Origin of the sequence: Streptomyces sp. 4F14, assembly GCF_048159485.1 — a bacterium.
GTDB lineage: Bacteria > Actinomycetota > Actinomycetes > Streptomycetales > Streptomycetaceae > Streptomyces.
The window spans coordinates 102,947-117,595 of the sequence record NZ_JBLRVY010000023.1 but is presented as its reverse complement, the minus strand read 5'-3'; the positions used below and the strand labels follow the sequence as shown (position 1 = coordinate 117,595).

The 14,649-nt window shown below is 72.9% G+C and carries 15 protein-coding genes; 12 read left to right on the top strand and 3 right to left on the bottom strand.

The genetic code is table 11. The features are described 5' to 3' along the window. Positions 1 to 2: 2 nt before the first annotated feature. The 9 genes from ACLZOT_RS33475 to mug all read left to right on the top strand — a co-directional run bounded on the left by ACLZOT_RS33475 (position 3) and on the right by mug (position 10,223). Positions 3 to 2,570 carry an ABC transporter permease gene (locus tag ACLZOT_RS33475; protein ID WP_416972882.1) on the top strand — a complete coding sequence of 856 codons (2,568 nt, stop codon included), beginning with the start codon at positions 3 to 5 and terminating at the stop codon, positions 2,568 to 2,570. Between the two features lie 78 nt (positions 2,571 to 2,648). After that, positions 2,649 to 3,575 carry an LLM class F420-dependent oxidoreductase gene (locus ACLZOT_RS33470; protein WP_416972881.1) on the top strand — a complete coding sequence of 309 codons (927 nt, stop codon included), beginning with the start codon at positions 2,649 to 2,651 and terminating at the stop codon, positions 3,573 to 3,575. 7 nt (positions 3,576 to 3,582) lie between these two features. Beyond that, positions 3,583 to 4,005: a GNAT family N-acetyltransferase gene (locus ACLZOT_RS33465; RefSeq protein ID WP_416972880.1), complete on the top strand. Its 423-nt coding sequence runs from the start codon at positions 3,583 to 3,585 to the stop codon at positions 4,003 to 4,005. Positions 4,006 to 4,218: 213 nt separating this feature from the next. Further along, the gene (locus ACLZOT_RS33460; RefSeq protein ID WP_416972879.1) at positions 4,219 to 5,550 is read left to right on the top strand and encodes a hemolysin family protein; all 1,332 of its coding nucleotides are present in this window, start codon (positions 4,219 to 4,221) and stop codon (positions 5,548 to 5,550) included. Continuing rightward, positions 5,547 to 6,560, top strand: a complete 1,014-nt coding sequence (locus ACLZOT_RS33455; protein ID WP_416972878.1) for a hemolysin family protein — start codon at positions 5,547 to 5,549, stop codon at positions 6,558 to 6,560. The genes ACLZOT_RS33460 and ACLZOT_RS33455 overlap by 4 nt, the downstream gene beginning before the upstream one ends. Before the next feature lie 349 nt (positions 6,561 to 6,909). Then, complete coding sequence (locus ACLZOT_RS33450; protein WP_416972877.1) at positions 6,910 to 7,698, top strand: SGNH/GDSL hydrolase family protein; 789 nt, start codon at positions 6,910 to 6,912, stop codon at positions 7,696 to 7,698. A gap of 23 nt (positions 7,699 to 7,721) precedes the next feature. Next, positions 7,722 to 8,165: an excalibur calcium-binding domain-containing protein gene (locus tag ACLZOT_RS33445; protein WP_416972876.1), complete on the top strand. Its 444-nt coding sequence runs from the start codon at positions 7,722 to 7,724 to the stop codon at positions 8,163 to 8,165. A 73-nt stretch (positions 8,166 to 8,238) separates the two neighbouring features. Next, positions 8,239 to 9,681, top strand: a complete 1,443-nt coding sequence (purB, locus tag ACLZOT_RS33440) for an adenylosuccinate lyase (RefSeq protein WP_416972875.1) — start codon at positions 8,239 to 8,241, stop codon at positions 9,679 to 9,681. Further along, complete coding sequence (mug, locus tag ACLZOT_RS33435) at positions 9,678 to 10,223, top strand: G/U mismatch-specific DNA glycosylase (RefSeq protein WP_416972968.1); 546 nt, start codon at positions 9,678 to 9,680, stop codon at positions 10,221 to 10,223. Before purB ends, mug begins: the two co-directional genes overlap by 4 nt. A gap of 3 nt (positions 10,224 to 10,226) precedes the next feature. Here the strand turns inward: mug and ACLZOT_RS33430 are convergent, their stop codons facing one another. Both ACLZOT_RS33430 and ACLZOT_RS33425 read right to left on the bottom strand, forming a co-directional pair. Beyond that, positions 10,227 to 10,910, bottom strand: coding sequence for an ABC transporter permease (locus ACLZOT_RS33430; protein WP_416972874.1), 684 nt, complete (start codon positions 10,908 to 10,910; stop codon positions 10,227 to 10,229). A 9-nt stretch (positions 10,911 to 10,919) separates the two neighbouring features. Next, the gene (locus tag ACLZOT_RS33425; RefSeq protein WP_416972873.1) at positions 10,920 to 11,831 is read right to left on the bottom strand and encodes an ATP-binding cassette domain-containing protein; all 912 of its coding nucleotides are present in this window, start codon (positions 11,829 to 11,831) and stop codon (positions 10,920 to 10,922) included. Positions 11,832 to 11,940: 109 nt separating this feature from the next. Here ACLZOT_RS33425 and ACLZOT_RS33420 point away from each other — a divergent pair, with 109 nt between their 5' ends. From ACLZOT_RS33420 to ACLZOT_RS33410, 3 genes are all read left to right on the top strand, one after another. Next, positions 11,941 to 13,089 carry a sensor histidine kinase gene (locus tag ACLZOT_RS33420; RefSeq protein WP_416972872.1) on the top strand — a complete coding sequence of 383 codons (1,149 nt, stop codon included), beginning with the start codon at positions 11,941 to 11,943 and terminating at the stop codon, positions 13,087 to 13,089. 14 nt (positions 13,090 to 13,103) lie between these two features. Further along, on the top strand, positions 13,104 to 13,754 hold the full coding sequence (locus ACLZOT_RS33415; protein WP_416972871.1) for a response regulator: 651 nt from the start codon (positions 13,104 to 13,106) through the stop codon (positions 13,752 to 13,754). Positions 13,755 to 13,816: 62 nt separating this feature from the next. Next, complete coding sequence (locus ACLZOT_RS33410; RefSeq protein ID WP_416972870.1) at positions 13,817 to 14,185, top strand: bleomycin resistance protein; 369 nt, start codon at positions 13,817 to 13,819, stop codon at positions 14,183 to 14,185. Between the two features lie 23 nt (positions 14,186 to 14,208). On the opposite strand, the gene ACLZOT_RS33405 is transcribed toward ACLZOT_RS33410, so the two are convergent. Next, entirely contained in the window at positions 14,209 to 14,646 is a 438-nt protein-coding gene (locus tag ACLZOT_RS33405) for an ATP-binding protein (protein ID WP_416972869.1), read from the bottom strand. Between the last annotated feature and the right edge of the window lie 3 nt (positions 14,647 to 14,649).

The following is a 14,649-nucleotide window of genomic DNA, read 5'->3' as shown; positions in this document are numbered from 1 at the left end:
CCATGCTCAAGGCCACCCTCCGCAGCTTCCTCGCCCACAAGGGCCGGCTCCTGTTGTCGGCGCTCGCCGTCGTCCTGTCGGTGGCGTTCGTGGCGGGGAGTCTGATCTTCTCGGACACGGTGACGCGGACGTTCGACCGGCTCTTCGCCTCCACCTCGGCGGATGTGACGGTGGAGCCGAGGGACGACCTCACCTCGGCGGTCCCCACCGGCGCTGTCCAGACCCTCCCCGCCGCCCTCGCGGAGCGCCTCGCGGCAGTCCCGGGCGTGGCGGACACCCACACAGAGGTGAACGTCGGGAACGCGACGGTCGTCGACGCGGAGAACGACCCGGTGGGACCGACGACGGGCGCCCCCACCCTCGCGCTGGACTGGCACCTCACCGACCGCAGCCCGGTGGAGCTGACCTCCGGCCGGCCCCCGCGCGGTGCCGGGGAAGCGCTGCTGGACGCGGACACGGCCGACAAGAAGGGCGTGCGGACCGGCGACGAGCTGACGGTGCTGGCCCAGCCGGGGACGTTCAGGGTCACCGTCGTGGGGATCGTCACTTTCACGACCACCAACCCCGGCGCGGCCCTCCTCTTCCTGGACCCGGCGGTCGCGGCGACGAAGCTGCTGGGCTCGCCGGACCGGGCGACGGCGATCGAGCTGCGCGCGGCGCCGGGCGTCTCGGACGAGGCCCTGAAGGAGCGCGTGGCGAGCGCGCTGGGCTCCGGGCCGTACGACGTGAAGACGGCGGGCGAGCAGGCGAAGTCCTCGGCGGAGCAGCTCGGCGGGTTCCTGGACGTGATCAAGTACGTGATGCTGGGCTTCGCGGGGATCGCGGTGCTGGTGGGCGTGTTCCTGATCGTCAACACGTTCTCGATGCTGATCGCCCAGCGGACCAGGGAGCTGGGCCGGCTGAGGGCGCTGGGCGCGGACCGGCGTCAGGTGCGGCGCTCGGTCCTCACGGAGGCCGTCCTGCTGGGCCTCACGGGCTCGACGCTGGGTCTGGCGGCGGGCATCGGCCTGGCGGCGGGCCTGATCAAGCTGATGTCGGTGTTCGGGATGAACCTGAAGACGACGGAGATGGTGATCGGCTGGCCGACACCGGTCGCGGCGTACGGGGTGGGTGTGGGCGTCACGTTCGTCGCCGCGTACCTGCCCGCGCGCCGGGCGGCGGCCGTCTCCCCGATGGCGGCGCTGGCGGACGCGGAGGTCGCCGGCGTGGGCCGCCCCCTGCGGGTGCGCGCGATCGTCGGCGCGGCCCTGGCCGCCCTGGGCGCGGCGGCGCTGGCGGGCTGCGCGACGGCGACGAGGACGGCGTCGGCGGCGTCCCTGCTGGGCCTGGGCGTCGTCCTCACCCTGCTGGCGACGGTCGTCGCGGGCCCGCTCCTGGTCCGTCCGGTGATCAGGGTGCTGGGCGGCGCGTTCCCGGCCCTGTTCGGCCCGGTCGGCCGGATGAGCCAGCGCAACGCCCTGCGCAATCCGCGCCGTACGGGCGCGACGGCGTCCGCGCTGGTGGTGGGCCTCGCGCTGGTCGGCGGGATGTCGGTGGCGAGCGCGTCGATGTCGGCGTCCTTCGACCGGCAGATCGACCGGACGCTGGGGGCGGACTTCGTCGTCCAGAGCGGCAACTTCACCCCGTTCACGAAGGAGGTCACGGACCGGATCCGGGCGACGGAGGGGGTCGGGCTGGCCGTCCGGACCCGTTTCGCGCCCCTCGCGGTGCGTCTCCCGGACGGCGAGCGGGTGAAGACGACGGCCGCCGGTTACGACCCGCGGCTGGACGAGGTCGCGCACATCACGTACGCGCGGGGCGACACGGCGGCGGCGCTGGCGGCCGGGCACGTGGCGATGGACGTGGACTTCGCGCGCGAGCACGGCGTGCGGATCGGCAGCGTCCTGCCGACGGAGTTCCCGGGCGGACGGCGGACGGAGCTGACGGTCGGCGCGCTCACCGACATGGACTCCGCGGAGGGGTTCGGGGCGCGGGGCGGGCTGTTCCTGGGGCTGGCGACGGTGGAGCGGTTCGTGCCGGGCGGCCAGGAGTCGGCGGTGTACGTGAACGCGGCGCGGGGGACGGGCGCGGGGACGCTGCGCGAGAAGCTGGAGCGGACCCTGGACCCGTATCCGCAGGTGCAGGTCCGTGACCAGGCCGACTACAAGAAGCTGGTGCACGACCAGATCGCGGTGCTGCTGTACCTGGTGTACGCGCTGCTGGGCCTGGCGATCGTCATCGCGGTGCTCGGCGTGGTGAACACGCTCGCGCTGTCGGTGGTCGAACGGACCCGGGAGATCGGCCTGTTGCGGGCGATCGGACTGGCCCGGCGGCAGTTGCGGCGGATGATCCGGCTGGAGTCGGTGGTGATCGCGGTGTTCGGCGCGGTCCTGGGGCTCGCGCTGGGCCTGGTGTGGGGGGTGTGTGTCCAGCAGGTGCTGGCGTTGCAGGGGATGACGGTGCTGGCGGTCCCGTGGGGGACGGTCGTCGCGGTGGTGGTCGGCTCGGCGGTGGTGGGGGTGGTGGCGGCGCTGCTGCCGGCGCTGCGGGCGTCACGGATGAACGTACTGGCGGCGATCGCACACGAGTGATGGGATGCGGATGAACGTTCAAGTCACTTGACGACAGATAGCTGTCGCAGGCAAGTCGCTATTGATCAGGGGGAGTTCATGACGCGTCCGTTCCGTTTCGGGGTCAATCTGCTGGAGCCCACGCCGTTGGACGTCTGGCGGGCGAAGTGCCGCCGGGCCGAGGAGCTGGGGTACGACGTACTACTGGTCCCGGACCATCTGGGGATGCCGGCGCCGTTCCCGTCGCTGGTCGCGGCGGCGGAGTCGACGAGTCGGCCCCGGGTGGGCACGTTCGTCCTGAACACCGGTTTCTGGAACCCGGCGCTGCTGGCCCGCGAGGTCGCGTCGACGGCCGCGCTGACCGGTGGCCGTCTCGAACTGGGCCTGGGCGCCGGGTACGTGGAGGCGGAGCACGAGGAGGCGGGGCTGCCGTGGGGCTCGCCGGGTGAGCGGGTGAGCCATCTTCGGCGCACGGTCGAGGAGTTGAGGAAGCGTCAGGGGGACGGCGTACGGGTGCCGTTGCTGATCGGCGGGAACGGCGACCGCATGCTGCGGCTGGCGGCGGAGCACGCGGATGTCGTCGCCTTCGCGGGCGCGCGGGTCGTCGAGGGGAGCGCGACGGGGCAGATAACTCCCCTGTCGCCGGAGGAGCTTGACGAACGGGTCGCGAAGTACGAGGAGTTGGCGTCCGGCCGCGAGGAGCCGGCGGAGCGGAACCTGCTGGTGCAGCAGGTGGTCGTCACGGACGATCCGGAGGGCGTCGTACAGCCGCTGCTCGAACGGATACCGGGGCTCACCGCCGAGCAGGCGCTCGCGCTGCCGATCCTCATGATCGGGTCGCGGGAGGAGATCGCGGCGAAGGTGCGGGCGCTGCGGGAGCGGTACGGCTTCACGTACTTCACGGTGCTGGAGGCGTTCATGGAGGCGTTCGGGCCGGTGCTGGCGGAGTTGCAGGGCCTGGAGCCGGTGGCCGAGGGCCGTCCGGATGCTGGAATGTCCGTCGAGGGGGTGCCCGGCGTGCTGTGATCGCCGTATGCCTGATCTGCACATAAGGGCCGCGTCGCCCGAGGACCTCGACACCGTGCTGGCCTTCTGGAAGACCGCCGCCGAGGGGACGAGCATCAGCGACGACCGGGCGGGCGTCGAGCGGCTGGTCGCCCGCGACCCCGAGGCGCTGATCCTCGCCGAGTCGGGCGGTGAGCTGGTCGGCACGGTGATCGCCGGGTTCGACGGCTGGCGCTGCCACCTGTACCGCCTCGCCGTCGACCCCGCCCGCCGCCGCGAGGGCATCGGCTCGGCGCTGCTGGCCGCCGCCGAGGAGCGCTTCGTGACGCTGGGCGGGCGGCGGGGCGACGCGATGGTGCTGACGCGCAACGAGACGGCGCACCATGCGTGGGCGGCGGCGGGGTACTCGCCGGAGGAGAAGTGGCGGCGATGGGTGAAGCCGCTGGCCTAGCCAGGCGGCTTTGCTCGTCCTTTACCCTTGAGGGGACTGTGCGCTCTTCCAGGGGGCACGGTCCCCTCCGATTTCTCTGCTTTCCCTGCTTCCCTACTTTCACGAAAGGTGTGAGCGTCCGCCCATGGGCGAGCCTCCCAGTACCCGACCTGCCGGTGCCCGACATCGCGCGTTCCTCCCCGCCCTGCCCGATCATGGGACGGAGGTGACCCGATGACCGAAGTGCTCCTCCTGCTGGTGGCGGTGCTGCTGTCGTTCGCGTGCGGTGCCTTCGTCGCCGCCGAGTTCTCGCTGACCACCGTCGAGCGCAGCGAGCTGGAGCGGGCGGTCGAGCGCGGCGAGCGGGGCGCCCCCGGCGCCCTCAAGGCCGTACGGAACCTGACCTTCCAGCTCTCCGGTGCCCAGCTCGGCATCACCGTCACCAACCTGATCGTCGGCATGCTGGCCGAACCGTCGATCTCGAAGCTGCTCTCCGGCCCCCTGGAGTCGGCCGGACTGCCGTCGAGCGCGTCGCGGTCGGTGGCGCTGGTGATCGGTACGGCCCTGTCGACGGTGTTCCTGATGGTCGTCGGCGAGCTGGTGCCGAAGAACTGGGCGATCTCCTCGCCGCTGGCGGTCGCGAAGAGCGTCGGCAACGCGCAGCGCTGGTTCAGCGCGGCGTTCCGGCCGTTCATCACGCACCTCAACAACACGGCGAACCGGATCGTGCGCCTCTTCGGCGTCGAGCCGACCGAGGAGCTGGCCGCCGCGCGCGGGCCGCAGGAACTCGCCGCGCTGGCCCGGCACTCCGCGAAGGAGGGCGCCCTGGAGGCCGACACCGCCGAACTGTTCGTGCGCACGCTGAACCTGACCGACCTGACCGCGGAGAACGTGATGACCCCGCGCGTGCAGGTGATGGCCCTGGAGGCGCAGGCGACCTGCGAGGACGTCGCGAACGCGACCCGCGCGAGCGGGCTGTCCCGGTTCCCCGTCTACCGGGGCAACCTCGACTCCGTCGTCGGCACGGTCCACATCAAGGACGCGCTGGCCGTCCCCGCCGAGCGCCGCGCGCGCGTACCGGTCGCGGAGATCATGCGCGAGCCTCTCCTCGTCCCCGAGTCCCTGACCGTCGACCGCCTCCTGGACCGGCTCTCCGGCAAGCGCACGATGGCCGTCGTCATCGACGAGTACGGCGGTACGGCGGGCGTCGCGACGCTGGAGGACATCGTCGAGGAGGTCGTCGGCGAGGTCCGCGACGAGCACGACCCGCACGAGACGCCCGACCTCGCCGCCGCGGGCACCGACGAGGCCGGACGCGCCCTCTACTCGGCCGATGGCTCCGCCCGTACCGATCAGCTCGCCCGCGTCGGCCTGCGGGCCCCTGAGGGGCCGTACGAGACGCTGGCGGGCCTCGTGGCGACGGGGCTGGGCCGGATCCCCGCCGTCGGCGACAGCCTCGACGTCGCCGGGTGGCATCTGGACGTCGTCGACGCCACCGGACGCCGCGCCGCGCGCGTCCTGCTGCACGCGCCCCTGCACGACGAGGAAACGGAGGAGGAACGATGACCGCGGTCCAACTGCTGATCGGCCTGGCGACCCTGGTCGTCAACGCCTTCTTCGTCGGCGCGGAGTTCGCGCTGATCTCCGTACGCCGCTCGCAGATCGAACCGTACGCCGAGCAGGGTGACCGGCGCGCGCGCAGTGTGCTGTGGGGGCTCGAACACGTCTCCGCGCTGATGGCCGCCGCGCAGCTCGGGATCACGCTGTGCACGCTGATCCTCGGTGTCGTCGCCGAACCCGCCATCGAGCACCTGCTGGAGCCGGTGTTCCACGCGGTCGGTGTTCCCGAGAGCGCCGGGCACGCCGTGTCGTTCGTCATCGCCCTGGTCCTCGCGACGTACCTGCACATGCTGCTCGGCGAGATGGTGCCCAAGAACATCGCCCTCGCCGAACCCGTGCGCAGCGCGCTGCTCCTCGGGCCGCCCCTGGTGACGCTCTCGCGCGCGCTGCGGCCGGTCATCTTCACGATCAACGCCTTCGCCAACACGCTGCTGAAGCTCCTGCGCATCGAGGCCAAGGACGAGGTGACCGCGACGTTCTCGGACGCCGAGCTCGCCCAGATCGTCAAGGACGCCGGGGAGGCGGGCCTCATCGACGACCGCGCGCAGGAACGTCTCCACGACGCCCTCGAACTCGGCCGCCGTCCCGTACGCGACGTCGTCCTCCCCCTCGAACGCGTCGTCTACGCGCGCGTGGGGGTCACCCCCGAGGCCCTGGAGGAACTCTCCGCCTCCTCCGGCTTCTCCCGCTTCCCCGTCGTCGACGAGGGCCGCCGCATCGTCGGCTACCTCCACATCAAGGACGCCCTCGACGCCTCCCCCCGCGACATGCCGTTCCGGCTGCGGGACCTGCGGCCCATCGCGCGCGTGCGCGAGGCCACGCCGCTGGACGACGTCCTGACGGCGATGCGGGGCAGCCGTACGCATCTGGCGGCGGTCCTGGGGGACGACGGACGGCTGGCCGGGATGGTGACGATGGAGGACGTGCTGCGGGAGCTGTTCGGGCAGCGGGCGTGAGGGGGCGGGCCGGGCGGGTGTGATCCGGCGGTGGGGCCGGGCGGCCGGCGAGTCGGGCCGGAGGGGCCGATCCGGCGAGGCCGACTGGCGCCTGCGGGAGGCTGTGGGGCTGGTCCGGCGAGGCCGGTCGCCATGTGCGGGCAGCCAGCGAGGCGCGATCCGTGAGGCTGGCCCGGTGAGGTCGGCTAGCACCTGCGGGCAGCCCGTGAGGCCGATCCGCCGAGGTCAGTCGGCGCTTGCGGCCGGTATGGCCATCCGCTGATCCGGCACCCCGCCGGCGCGGTCGGTTGCCTCGGGCACCGGGGCGACCGACCGGCCGGTATCGCCCGGGGTTACCATCGCTGACGCCATGCAGACGAAACCCACTCCCCCGTACGGCAGCCTCGTCGCGGTCGGCGACTCCTTCACCGAGGGCATGTCGGACCTCCTTCCCGACGGCACCTACCGAGGCTGGGCCGACCTCCTCGCGGCCCGCATGTCGGCCCGGACCACCGGCTTCCGGTACGCCAACCTCGCCGTACGCGGCAAGCTCATCAGCCAGATCGTCGAGGAGCAGGTGGGGGTGGCCGCCGGTATGGGCGCCGACGTCATCACCCTCGTCGGCGGCCTCAACGACACCCTCCGCCCCAAGTGCGACATGGTCCGCGTCAAGGACCTCCTCACGGAGGCGGTGGAACGCCTGGCGCCGAGCTGCGGACACCTGGTCCTGATGCGCAGCCCCGGCCGCCAGGGCCCCGTCCTCGAACGTTTCCGCCCCCGCATGGAGGAACTCTTCACCTGCGTGGACGACCTGGCCTCGAAGCACGGCGCCCTGGTGGTCGACCTCTACGGCGCCCCCTCCCTCGCGGACCCCCGCTCCTGGGACGTCGACCGCCTCCACCTCACCCCCGACGGCCACCGCCGCGTAGCGGAAGCGGTCTGGCAAACCCTGGGCCACACCCCCGAATTCCCGGACTGGCACGCCCCGATACCCCCCACTCCCCCACCGACCTGGACAGCCCGCCGCACCGCAGACATCCGCTTCACCCGCCAGTACCTCCTCCCGTGGATAGCCCGCCGCCTGACGGGCCGCTCCTCAGGAGACGGCCGAGCCCCGAAACACCCGGAGCTGCTGCCGTACGAGGGCCCGACGCCGTAAGCCTCACGCGGCGGCGGGCGTGCATGGGGTGGCCGGCGCGGGTGTTCTCCGCGCCGGCCGGGGTGTTCATCGCCTTCATCGCGCTGGGGGTCGTGGTCGGCGCCTGCGGCGCGGAGCCGGACAGCCCACGGCCCGAGCCGTCGACCGTCCAGCCGGTGACACCGACGCCGACCCCCACACCAACCCCGACACCGCCGACGCCTACGACCCCGTCGCCGTCGGCCGTGGTGCCGGAGGCCCCGACGCCCGAGGCGGAGATCCCCGCCACCCCCGAGATCCCCGAACCGGCCGCCCCAGAGCCTTCGGAGACCCCGCCGAGCCCGGCGGACCCGTACGTGTACTACAAGAACTGCGACGAGGCGCGCGCCGCTGGAGCCGCACCGCTGCACAGAGGGGACCCCCGTTATCGCGCGGAACTGGACCGCGACGGCGACGGTGTGGCCTGCGAGCCGTACTTCGGGCGGTGATGCGCGTCTCGTAGCTTCGCACCAACCCCACCCCGGCCCTGGCCTGCGTGAATCGCCAGTAGAATCAGGTCACGTGACTTCCGCTGCCGTAAAGCCCCGTATCCCGAACGTCCTCGCCGGACGGTATGCCTCCGTCGAGCTGGCCACCCTGTGGTCGCCCGAGCACAAGGTGAAGCTGGAGCGGCAGCTCTGGCTCGCGGTGCTGCGGGCGCAGCGGGATCTGGGGATCGAGGTGCCCGAGGGGGCGATCGAGGATTACGAGCGGGTGCTGGAGACCGTTGACCTCGGGTCGATCGCCGAGCGGGAGAAGGTCACGCGGCATGACGTGAAGGCCCGGATCGAGGAGTTCAACGACCTCGCGGGGCACGAGCAGGTGCACAAGGGGATGACGTCCCGGGACCTCACCGAGAACGTCGAGCAGTTGCAGGTGCGGCTGTCGCTGGAGCTGGTCAGGGACCGCACGGTGGCGGTGCTGGCCCGGCTCGCGAAGCTGAGTTCGGAGTACGGCGAGCTGGTGATGGCCGGCCGCTCGCACAACGTGGCGGCGCAGGCGACGACCCTGGGCAAGCGTTTCGCGACGGCGACGGACGAACTGCTCGTGGCGTACGCGCGCGTGGAGGAGCTGCTCGGCCGCTACCCCCTGCGCGGCATCAAGGGCCCGGTGGGCACGGCGCAGGACATGCTGGACCTTCTCGGCGGCGACGCGGCGAAGCTGGCGGACCTGGAGGGCCGTATCGCCGGTCACCTGGGCTTCTCGCAGGCGTTCACGTCGGTGGGCCAGGTGTACCCCCGCTCGCTGGACTACGAGGTCGTGACGGCCCTCGTACAGCTCGCGGCGGCCCCGTCGTCGCTGGCGAAGACGATCCGTCTGATGGCGGGCCACGAGCTGGTGACGGAGGGCTTCAAGCCGGGCCAGGTCGGCTCCTCGGCGATGCCGCACAAGATGAACACGCGCTCCTGCGAGCGGGTCAACGGCCTGATGGTGATCCTGCGCGGGTACGCGTCGATGACGGGCGAGCTGGCGGGCGACCAGTGGAACGAGGGCGACGTGTCGTGCTCGGTGGTCCGCCGCGTCGCCCTCCCGGACGCGTTCTTCGCGCTGGACGGCCTGCTGGAGACGTTCCTGACGGTGCTGGACGAGTTCGGCGCGTTCCCGGCGGTCGTCGCGCGCGAGCTGGACCGCTACCTGCCGTTCCTGGCGACGACGAAGGTCCTGATGGGCGCCGTACGCGCGGGCGTGGGCCGTGAGCTCGCGCACGAGGCGATCAAGGAGAACGCGGTCGCCTCCGCGCTGGCGATGCGCGAGCAGGGCGCCGAGCGCAACGAACTCCTCGACAAGCTCGCCGCCGACGACCGCATCCCCCTGGACCGCGCGCAGCTCGACGCGCTGATGGCCGACAAGCTGTCCTTCACGGGCGCGGCGGCCGACCAGGTCGCGTCGGTGGTGTCCCGCGTCGAGGAGATCGTCAAGCAGCGTCCGGAGGCGGCCGGTTACACCCCCGGGGCGATCCTCTGACCCGCTTCACCCAGGCCGAGCTGGAGGCCGCGCGCGACCGCCTCGTCCCCGACGTGGCCGCGCCCGGCCTCCGCGTGCTGTTCTGCGGCATCAACCCGGGCCTGATGACGGCGGCGACGGGCCACCACTTCGCCCGCCCCGGCAACCGCTTCTGGCCGGTCCTGCACCTCTCCGGCTTCACACCCCGCCAGCTGAAACCGGCGGAGCAGTCGCAGCTCCTGTCGTACGGCCTCGGCATCACGAACGTCGTCGCCCGCGCGAGCGCGCGTGCGGACGAACTCTCCGCCGAGGAGTACCGCGAGGGCGGGCGCATCCTGTCGGCCAAGGTGACCCGCCTCAAGCCCCGCTGGCTGGCGGTCGTCGGCATCACGGCCTACCGGGCCGCCTTCGACGACCGGCACGCGCGCGTGGGACCGCAGGAACGGGTCATCGGCGACACGCGCGTGTGGGTGCTGCCGAACCCCAGCGGCCTGAACGCGCACTGGACGGCGTCGACGATGGCGGAGGAGTACGCGCGCCTGCGGGAGGCGGCGGAGGACTGACGTTCACGCGTCCCGCCTCCGTACCCGCCAACCCCCCACCCCCAGCGCCGCAGCGCTCCACAAGGCCGTCACCAGCAGCCCCGCCCACGGATCGACGTCCGGCTCGCTGTGCAGCACCGCCTGCCCCGCCCGGTCCGGGAACCAGTCCGCGGCCGTCCCGGACATGTCCCCGACGACGAACGACACGATCAGCAGAAACGGTACGACGATCCCGAGCGTCGCCACCCCGCTGCGCAGTACGGCCGTGAGCCCCGCCGCCAGCAGAGCCATCAGCGTCAGATAGATCCCGCACCCCACGGCACCCCTGACGCCCTCACCCCACCCGACCCCGTCACCGGTCAGAAGGGTGACGGCACCGGTGAGCAGGCCGACCGCCAGTACGGGTCCGGCGATGGCCGTCACCTTCGCCGCGAACCAGCGTGTGCGGTCGGGTACGGCCGCGAGGGACGTCCGCAGGGCGCCGTCGCGGAACTCGGCGGCCATGGCGGTCGCCGCGAAGGACACGGCGGCGATCTGGCCGAAGCTGATGCCGAAGAAGGCGGCGAAGAGCGGGTCGCCGTCGGACGCCCCCTGCCCGGCGAGGGCCGAGAAGGCGACGGTGGTGAGGCAGAGCGCGCCCAGGGCGACGAACGGTGACCGCAGGGTGCGGATCTTGAGCCACTCGGCGTGGAGTGCGGAAACGTACATGCGGGGCTCCTAGAGGTGTGCCGTGAACTCGGTCTCGCCCGCGGTCAGGTCGAAGTACGCCTGCTCCAACGTGCCCTCCTCGGCGGCGAGTTCGAGGAGGGGCACGCCCGCGTCGGAGGCGAGGCGGCCGATGTCGTCCACGCGCGCGTGGTGGACGGTCCAGTGCCCGTCGGGGTGTACCTCGGCGCGACGGCCCGCGCGCGCGAGGGCGTCGGTGAGGGCGGCGGGGTCGGACGTACGCACCCGTACGCGCGGGTGCACGCGTGCGTCGACGAACTCCTTGAGCGGGGTGTCCGCGAGGAGGCGGCCCCGGCCGAGGACGACGAGGTGGTCGGCGTAGGCGGCGGTCTCGTTCATGAGGTGGCTGGAGACCAGGACCGTACGGCCCTCCTCGGCGAGGCGGCGCAGGAGGCGGCGGATCCAGGCGATGCCCTCCGGGTCGAGGCCGTTGGAGGGCTCGTCCAGCAGGACCACCGCGGGGTCGCCGAGGAGGGCGGCGGCGATGCCGAGGCGCTGGCGCATGCCGAGGGAGTACGTCCGTACGCGCCCGCGCGCGGCGGACGCGAGGCCGGTCTCCTCCAGGACCGCGTCGACCCGGCGTACGGGGATGCGGTTGCTCGCGGCCAGCACGCGCAGGTGGTCGCGGCCGGTGCGGGCGGCGTGCGCGGCCTGCGCGTCGAGCAGCGCGCCGACGTGGCGCAGGGGTTCGGGGAGCGAGGCGTAGGGGCGGCCGTCGAAGGTGGCACTGCCCGAGGTGGGGTGGTCCAGGCCGATGAGGAGGCGCAGGGTGGTGGTCTTGCCCGCGCCGTTCGGGCCGAGGAAGCCGGTCACGCGGCCGGGTTCGACGCGGAAGGTGAGGCCGTCCACGGCGCGGCGGGTGCCGTGGACCTTGGTCAGGTCGCGGACGTCGATGCTGGTCATGTCCACCACCCTGGCGTCCGGCCCGGTCCGGGGGCTTCCCCCGGCGGTGGGATCCGTCTCCCCCGGCCGGGGGAGGCCCGTTGTCAGTGGTGCCTGTCACGCTGTCCGTATGGCCCGGTTCCTGAGCCCGCTGCTGCGGGGGACGACGTACACACGGCTCCTGCATCTGTGGGTGCCGATGCTCCTGGTGAGCGTGTGGATGTTCATCGATCCCCGGCGGCCGTGGGTGGTGGCGCTGCTGGTCATCCCGGTCGGGCTGGTCGCGGGGGTGCGGACGGGCGAGGGCGTGCAGGCGCGGTGGATGCTCACGCCGGGGAAGGAGAACCCCGGCTTCTCGATCGCGCCGTCGGTGACCCGGCGGGACCGGCTGCGTACGGTCGTCTGGCTCGAAGCCCGGTTGCTGCTGGGGGCTGCGGCGACGTTCGTGTGTGTCTGGATGCCGTCGCTCGTGTACGACCTCGTGCGGCTCTCCCTGGGACACCCGAGCGGCCTGGTGGCCTGGAGTCCGTCGCCGCACTGGTCGTACGCCCTGCTGATCCCGTTCCCGCTCCTCGCCCTGTACGGCGGTGTCGTCGGCCTCGGGCAGCTCGTGACCGTCGCCGCGCGCGCCCTCCTCGGCCCGTCCGCCGCCGAGCGGCTCGCGGCGCTGGAGGAGCGTACGGAACGGCTGCTGGAGCGCACGCGCATCGCCCGGGAGCTGCACGACTCGATCGGGCACGCGCTGACGGTGGCCGTCGTGCAGGCGGGCGCCGCGCGGGCGGCCGGTGATCCGGCGTTCACCGCGCGGGCGCTGGAGGCGATCGAGGAGACCGGGCGGGCCGCGCTGGAGGATCTGGAGCGGGTCCTCGGGGTGCTGCGGGAGTCCGAGCGTCCGGCGAGCGGCCGGCCGACGCTCGCGGAGGCGGACCGGCTGCTGGAGTCGGCGCGGGCGTCGGGGGCGCTGGTGGACGCGGAGCTGTCGGGGCCGCTGGAGACGGTGCCGGGGCCGGTGTCGCGGGAGAGCTACCGGATCCTTCAGGAGGCGCTCACGAACGTCCTGCGGCATGCGGGACCGGTACCGGTGCACGTCCGCGTGGGCGTCGAGGCGGACGTACTGCGGCTGGAGGTGCGTAACCCGCTGGCCGAGCGCCTCCCCGGACCCGGGCGCGGCAGCGGGCTGCGGGGCATCCGCGAACGGGCCGCGCTGCTCGGTGGGCAGGCGTCCACCGGGCCCGACGCCGGGGAGTGGCGGGTACGGGCGGAGCTGCCGTTGGGCTGATCTACGCTGACCGGATGCCGGTCACTGTTCTCCTCGTCGACGACGAGCCGCTGGTCCGCGCGGGGTTGCGGGCCGTCCTGGAGGCCCAGCCCGACATCACCGTCGTCGGCGAGGCGGCCGACGGAGCCGCCGTCGTACCGCTCGTCCGGCAACTGCGGCCCGACGTCGTCGCCATGGACGTACGGATGCCACTGCTCGACGGGATCTCCGCGACCCGGGCCGTGCTGCGGGGAGTCGACGCGCCGCCGAAGATCCTGGTGGTGACGACCTTCGAGAACGACGAGTACGTGTACGAGGCGCTGCGGGCCGGGGCCGACGGGTTTCTGCTGAAGCGGGCGCCGGCGGCGGAGATCGTGAACGCGGTGCGGGTGGTGGCGGCCGGGGACTCGCTGCTGTTCCCGGCGTCCTTGCGGAAGCTGGCGGCGGAGTACGGGGGCGGGGAGGGCCGGGACCGGCTGGAGTCGGCCGGGCTGACCGAGCGGGAGGGCGAGGTGCTGCGGCTGATGGCCCGGGGGCTGTCGAACGCGGAGATCGCCGGGCAGTTGGTGGTGGGCGCGGAGACCGTGAAGTCGCATGTCAGCGCGGTGCTGGGGAAGGTGGGGGCGCGGGACCGGACGCAGGCGGTGATCGCCGCGTACGAGTCGGGGTTCGTGGCGCCCGGGTAAGGGGACGGTGAGGCCGGCGCTGGGGCGGTTGCTCCGGGGCGCACGCGTGTGAGACTGCCCGTATGGCACAAGTGACCTTCACGAGCGTCGCCCCCGTCATCCCCGTCCGCGATCTCGACGCCGCCCTGGAGCGGTACCGGCGCCTGGGCTTCACGGCGGACGCCTACGACGGTCCGGACCGGTACGGCTTCGTCGAGCGGGGCTCGGTCTCGCTGCACCTCACCGAGTGGGCCGACCACGATCCCACCCGCACCGGCGCCGTGATCTACCTCTACGTGAGCGACGCGGACGCGCTCCATGCGGAATGGAAGGCGTCCGGCGTCGAGGGCCGCCTCGGGGAGCCCGAGGACACGCCGTACAAGCTCCGGGAGTTCACGTACACCGACGTCGAGGGAACGGCTCACCGCGTGGGGTCACCACTGGCGACGTGAGCGGTGCCTGTCGGGTGGGCCGCCTATCGGGTGGGCCGGCGGAGGTCGAACTCCGCCCACACCGTCTTGCCGCTCGGCGGGTACGGGATGGTCCCCCAGCGGTCCGCCAGCGCCGCGACGAGGACCAGGCCCCGGCCCGACTCGTCGTCCGGGTTCGGCCGCGGCCACGGGAGCCGGTCCCCGCGCGCGTCCGTGAGCGCCGCGCGCAGGATGCCGGTCGTCCTGTCGAGCGCCAGGCCGATACGGAAGTCGCGGCCCTGCACGCGGCCGTGCAGCGCCGCGTTCGACGCGAGTTCGGCGACGACCTGCTCGACGCGCTCCGCCTGCGCCGCAGGGACGTGCCACGCCTGGAGGCGCTCGACCGTGAGGAGACGGGCCAGGCGGGCGCCCCTGCGCGTGGACGACAGGAGCTGGTCGAAAGTGTGTACGGTGTCGGGGAGTTGGGGAGTCGTGGTGTTCATGAG

What these genes read in the sequence shown, in the direction of transcription:
- ACLZOT_RS33470 (WP_416972881.1), top strand. Translation starts at nt 2,649, where the DNA reads ATGACGCGTCCGTTCCGTTTCGGGGTCAATCTGCTGGAGCCCACGCCG.
- ACLZOT_RS33420 (WP_416972872.1), top strand. Translation starts at nt 11,941, where the DNA reads ATGGCCCGGTTCCTGAGCCCGCTGCTGCGGGGGACGACGTACACACGG.
- ACLZOT_RS33450 (WP_416972877.1), top strand. Translation starts at nt 6,910, where the DNA reads ATGCAGACGAAACCCACTCCCCCGTACGGCAGCCTCGTCGCGGTCGGC.
- ACLZOT_RS33425 (WP_416972873.1), bottom strand. Translation starts at nt 11,831, where the DNA reads ATGACCAGCATCGACGTCCGCGACCTGACCAAGGTCCACGGCACCCGC.
- ACLZOT_RS33455 (WP_416972878.1), top strand. Translation starts at nt 5,547, where the DNA reads ATGACCGCGGTCCAACTGCTGATCGGCCTGGCGACCCTGGTCGTCAAC.
- ACLZOT_RS33415 (WP_416972871.1), top strand. Translation starts at nt 13,104, where the DNA reads ATGCCGGTCACTGTTCTCCTCGTCGACGACGAGCCGCTGGTCCGCGCG.
- ACLZOT_RS33465 (WP_416972880.1), top strand. Translation starts at nt 3,583, where the DNA reads ATGCCTGATCTGCACATAAGGGCCGCGTCGCCCGAGGACCTCGACACC.
- ACLZOT_RS33430 (WP_416972874.1), bottom strand. Translation starts at nt 10,910, where the DNA reads ATGTACGTTTCCGCACTCCACGCCGAGTGGCTCAAGATCCGCACCCTG.
- ACLZOT_RS33475 (WP_416972882.1), top strand. Translation starts at nt 3, where the DNA reads ATGCTCAAGGCCACCCTCCGCAGCTTCCTCGCCCACAAGGGCCGGCTC.
- ACLZOT_RS33445 (WP_416972876.1), top strand. Translation starts at nt 7,722, where the DNA reads ATGGGGTGGCCGGCGCGGGTGTTCTCCGCGCCGGCCGGGGTGTTCATC.
- ACLZOT_RS33460 (WP_416972879.1), top strand. Translation starts at nt 4,219, where the DNA reads ATGACCGAAGTGCTCCTCCTGCTGGTGGCGGTGCTGCTGTCGTTCGCG.
- ACLZOT_RS33410 (WP_416972870.1), top strand. Translation starts at nt 13,817, where the DNA reads ATGGCACAAGTGACCTTCACGAGCGTCGCCCCCGTCATCCCCGTCCGC.
- ACLZOT_RS33405 (WP_416972869.1), bottom strand. Translation starts at nt 14,646, where the DNA reads ATGAACACCACGACTCCCCAACTCCCCGACACCGTACACACTTTCGAC.